Raw genomic sequence first — 3,246 nt, 5'->3', positions numbered from 1 at the left:
AGCGATACGCCGCTGTGAGATTCAGGGGAGGAACGACACCGGGGAGAACTGGCGAACTGACACCGAAATGATACCGAAACACGACAATCTGATAGGGGGATAGTCTACCCTATCGCTGATACTTCGGGAGATTTTAATCGGCTCTATGACCGTAATTTTGCCGAAAATCGCCCCGAAACCATACACTAAAACGGGAGGAAATACAATATGCCGAGAATGAGCAAAAAGAGGAAGCATGAGCTTTCCTTTTACCTCAATGACCGGGGGCGTGTCACTTACAACGAATTATGCCGGAAATGCCAGCATGGGTGCAAGCAGAGCTTCCGGGCGGTTGTGGTTGACTGCCCCCGTTATTTATCCAAACGAGCAAAGAAAAAGGAGGAACACACCGAATGAATTTTGAATTTATGACGATAGACACACCCTTGCCGCCCTGTATGCCATTTCCCAGAGCGTTGACAGGATTTCCAGTCAGCAGCACCGCAAAGGTCATGTACTGCCGGATGCTGGACGCTATGCTTTCCAAAGGTCAGGAGGACGAAAACGGAATCCTGTTTGTCTGCTTCCCTGTTACAGCCATTGCCGCAGTCCTGTCCCGCAGCCCCATGACAGTCAAGCGTTCTCTGAATGAACTGGAAACAGCCGGACTTATCATGCGGGTGCGTCAGGGCGTTGGAGAACCAAACAGGATTTATGTGCTGATACCAGGAAAGGAGGACGCTGCCCTTGCCTGATACCTCAAAGCTGGAAAAGCTAAACCGGGAGCTGGAGAAAAGCGAAAAGAAACTGCGGAAAGCAATCAATGATGAAAAGGCATTGCAGCACCAGTTAAAGCAGCTTACCCGAAAGGAACGGACGCACCGGCTCTGTACCCGTGGCGGTATGCTGGAAAGTTTTCTGCAAGAGCCGGAACGCCTGACAGATGATGATGTCATGCTGTTGTTGAAACTCATTTTTCACAGGCAGGACACGCAGGAACTATTGAAAAAACTGCTGGAACGGGAGAAGCCGGAAACCCCTTAGTTTACTAAGGGCGCAATTATACACCACCCAGAGGATGGTGCATTGCGTTCTCCGAAGGCTCCTCGCCGGAGGGCTGTGATTTTCCGCAGTCATGGTCTGCTCCAAATCATACAGGGGACGCTACGCCGTCTCCGCTCCGCTTCGGTCGGTGCAGGGCAAACGTCCACTGGACGTTTTGCACCCCTGCGCTGGCTACCGCCAGCTACCCTTTTGTGGACTTGCCATCTGGGGACACCTTGCGCTGCAAGCTGTTCCCATCTGACAAGTTTCATAAAATACGCTATCTTTTCGATAGGTAATAAAGTATAATGAAATCAATAACAAACTGGACTTGAATAACGGGAGGGACGCCTATGTTATGGTCTATTAGTGGTGGAGTTATAATTTTTGTTTTAGGTATGTTTATTTTTTTGAAGCCAGATTTAGTGTGGAAATTAACAGAAGCATGGAAATCTTATCGAGCAGATGAGCCATCTGAGTTATATCTGAAAACCACAAAAATTGGCGGTATTTTATTTGCTCTATTAGGAGTTGTCATGATAATACTTCCCTTTATTTTGAAATAATAACTTTCAGATTGCATGACGAGCGACAAATCAATTTTAGGAAGGGATATAGATGCCGGTTATCGAGATTATAACGATTGTATTTGCAGCGATTACAATTTATTTGTGTTATGACGAATATAAAAAAGGAAAAATGAGTTTGAGGAATTTCAAAATAGTTTCTATATGCGAAAGTCTTGCGATTTTAGGAATGATATTTTTGATAATTTGCTTATATTCAAATATGAAATTATAAGGGGGAGCTAAAAACACGAAATGATGAAATATCAATGTCCTTGTTGTGGATATTTTACCTACAATGTTCCGGCAAATGAAGATTGTGGGTATATCTGTCCCGTTTGTTTTTGGGAGAATGACCCGTTCATTGCTTCTGATAACGAACCAAGTGACTCTAATCATGGAATAACGCTAAAAGAAGCGAAATCCAATTTCTCAAAATTTGGTGCTTGTGAAAAAGAAATGTTATGTTATGTCCGACCACCAAGAGATGATGAAAAAGAAATTTCATAGTAGTGTGTAAAGGAGAATCAAATGAAGCATAAAAAGTTTTTGTTAATTGCACTGATATGTTTAATCGGTATAGGTATTAGCTTTCTTTTGTTTTCTGCTCATAGACCATTCAAAGATTTAGAGGCAGCAGATATTACTTCGGCAAGTGTTCGGTTATCGCCACCTGATACAACAATTCAGATAGTAGAAACAGAGGAATTAGTATCATATCTCAATGAGGTAGTTATTTACAATAAGGACAACTCATATACAGAATATGCCGGACAAGCAGTTATTTTCACTCTGTCTTTGGCAGATGGTTCTCAAGTGGAGATTATAGCATACAATCCATTTATTATAATTGACGGTATTGGTTATAAATGCAAATATGAACCTTGTGAAGCTCTTAATCATTATGCTAATGAGCTAATGACAAGAGAACCATAATTTTTAAGTGTACCATCTACCCATCGGTCAACTTGTCCCGAACTTTTACAACTAAATATCCGCCGCCCTCACAGCGGCACACCGAGCAGGAAATCTGAAAAAAGGTCTCCTGCTTTTTTTCTGCCCAAAATGAGGTGGTAAAACGCCACCCCATCCACCAACTACCGAAAGGAGGGACACGAAATGCCCTGTCCACACAACGAAATCACGATTGTTCAGCGCAGCCAGCGGCAGTCTGCGGTTGCCGCCGCTGCTTACCAAAGCGGCGAAAAGCTGTTCTGTGAATACGACCAGCAAGTGAAGCACTACCCGGAAAAGCGTGGCATCGTCCACAATGAAATCCTGCTCCCGGCAAATGCCCCGCCGGAGTATGCAGACCGCAATACCTTATGGAATGCCGCCGAAGCGGTGGAGAAGCAATGGAACTCCCAGCTTGCAAGGCGGTGGGTGCTTACCATCCCCAGAGAGATACCGCCCGACCAGTACGCTGTCCTTGTCCGGGAGTTTTGCCAGCAGCAGTTTGTTTCCAAAGGCATGATTGCTGATTTTGCAATCCATGACCCCCATCCGCCGGGACACAATCCCCACGCCCATGTCCTGCTGACTATGAGAGCAATGGACGAACATGGAAAATGGCTTCCCAAGAGCCGCAAGGTTTATGACCTTGATGAAAGCGGAGAACGGATAAAACTTCCGTCCGGCAGGTGGAAAAGCCACAAGG

General features: G+C 45.1%; 7 protein-coding genes. All 7 read left to right on the top strand.

What is annotated here, in order from left to right; all coding sequences use genetic code 11:
- The first annotated feature begins 207 nt into the window (after positions 1 to 207).
- On the top strand, positions 208 to 396 hold the full coding sequence (locus DXA97_RS19355) for a hypothetical protein (protein WP_025544156.1): 189 nt from the start codon (positions 208 to 210) through the stop codon (positions 394 to 396).
- The gene (locus tag DXA97_RS19350; protein WP_003020305.1) at positions 393 to 734 is read left to right on the top strand and encodes a DeoR family transcriptional regulator; all 342 of its coding nucleotides are present in this window, start codon (positions 393 to 395) and stop codon (positions 732 to 734) included. The genes DXA97_RS19355 and DXA97_RS19350 overlap by 4 nt, the downstream gene beginning before the upstream one ends.
- On the top strand, positions 727 to 1,023 hold the full coding sequence (locus DXA97_RS19345) for a DUF3847 domain-containing protein (RefSeq protein ID WP_002594808.1): 297 nt from the start codon (positions 727 to 729) through the stop codon (positions 1,021 to 1,023). The genes DXA97_RS19350 and DXA97_RS19345 overlap by 8 nt, the downstream gene beginning before the upstream one ends.
- A 353-nt stretch (positions 1,024 to 1,376) precedes the next feature.
- Entirely contained in the window at positions 1,377 to 1,589 is a 213-nt protein-coding gene (locus tag DXA97_RS19335; protein ID WP_055302366.1) for a DUF6199 family natural product biosynthesis protein, read from the top strand.
- 255 nt (positions 1,590 to 1,844) lie between these two features.
- The gene (locus DXA97_RS19325) at positions 1,845 to 2,099 is read left to right on the top strand and encodes a CPCC family cysteine-rich protein (RefSeq protein ID WP_073929945.1); all 255 of its coding nucleotides are present in this window, start codon (positions 1,845 to 1,847) and stop codon (positions 2,097 to 2,099) included.
- Positions 2,100 to 2,120: 21 nt separating this feature from the next.
- Positions 2,121 to 2,525, top strand: coding sequence for a hypothetical protein (locus DXA97_RS19320; RefSeq protein ID WP_002594806.1), 405 nt, complete (start codon positions 2,121 to 2,123; stop codon positions 2,523 to 2,525).
- A gap of 183 nt (positions 2,526 to 2,708) precedes the next feature.
- A partial coding sequence (mobQ, locus tag DXA97_RS19315; RefSeq protein ID WP_147355614.1) for a MobQ family relaxase occupies positions 2,709 to 3,246 on the top strand: 538 nt, incomplete at its 3' end.

It is taken from the genome of Clostridium sp. OF09-36, from assembly GCF_003481985.1.
Taxonomy (GTDB): Bacteria; Bacillota; Clostridia; order Lachnospirales; family Lachnospiraceae; genus Brotaphodocola.
Note: the sequence above shows the minus strand (reverse complement) of the source record. Positions and strands in the feature narration are given on the sequence as shown.